Origin of the sequence: Flexithrix dorotheae DSM 6795 (genome assembly GCF_000379765.1) — a bacterium.
Classification (GTDB): Bacteria; Bacteroidota; Bacteroidia; order Cytophagales; family Flammeovirgaceae; genus Flexithrix; species Flexithrix dorotheae.
Window position 1 is genome coordinate 1 of sequence record NZ_KB903528.1, and the last position, 1,284, is coordinate 1,284.

Here is a 1,284-nt window from a genome sequence, read left to right on the forward strand (position 1 = left end):
TAGGCCAATCCAACCTGCAAGCCTGTCTGTTGCCATTTTTCGTCTGCAGTACCAAAGTTTTTGATGTGGTTATTATAAATCTGTACATCACCATAGGCACTGACTAACTGAATCCCATCCCATCCGACATTTTCGACAATATTGTCATAGATATGAATATCCCGGATAAGATGCGGGAATATTTCATTTCCACTACAATCTTTACTTGCTCCTGTAAATCCTATGTAGAAGCCTTCTCCCCCGGAATCATGTACATAACAATCATGTACTTTGACATTGCGCATTTCATAATTTCTGCGCCAGCTTTCCGGCAAATCACATTTTGGGTCTTCTTTGATCATGATACCGGCAAACCCGGCATTGGCACTTTCGATATGATCCACTTCAAAGTTGGTAGACGGAGCCCCTATGCCCATGTTTGTGGCTCCGGGTTTGGTACCATTCACCTTGATTCCATATTTATAGTTGGCATCCCCACTCCCGGTCAGCCGGAAGTTTTTTCCTTTCAATAACAAGCCATAATGAAATGTACCATCCCCTATGACTACCTGCCCGCCACAGTTTTTAATGGTCACAGGGTTAGCCTCAGAGCCATCAAAATTCCACATATTCACATAGTTATAATACCCTGCTTTCAGGCAAACCACATCCCCTGGCTGAATATCCAGACTGGCACCATCAATATAGATATGGCCATTCGCATTATCCAATATGTGGTCACAGTCACAATCACCACTTTGAGCCGCATACACCTCTATGGTGAGCTCATCGGTACTTTTCAGTCCATTATTATCAGTGACTTCAAGTTCAAAGATATACCTTCCCGGCACTAATCCGGTAACCGTTGTTTTTACCTGATCAGGATCAGAGATCGTATACTGGTCAGGTCCTGATATTTTCTTCCAGGCATAGGCTGTGATAGTTCCGTCATTATCCGAGGATAAGCCTCCATCTAAGGTAAACTGTGACACCGGAGCTGTGATTGTCCCATCCTGTCCGGCATGAGCTACCGGAGGTTTTTGTGCTACACCTTCTGAAACATTGACTATTACGGTATCCCTGTCTGTTTTACCTAAGTTATCGGTAACCGTTAATTCAAACTCATAAGTATCTTCGGTTAATTCACCTACGGTTAATTGTGGTTCATTAATACCCTGTAAGTAAGTATTCCCTGTTTCTATTACCAAGGCAGCCAGGTAAGCATATAATGATTCGGCAGGTCTTGCAATAGAGATTTCAATGTTCCCTGATGCATTGGGCGCAATGTCTTTAATGGCTACTGTA

General features: G+C 43.1%; 1 protein-coding gene. It reads right to left on the reverse strand.

Going from position 1 to position 1,284, the window contains the following annotated elements:
• The coding region (locus tag A3EM_RS45320; protein WP_044241323.1) for a right-handed parallel beta-helix repeat-containing protein at positions 1-1,284 on the reverse strand (1,284 nt) is incomplete at both ends.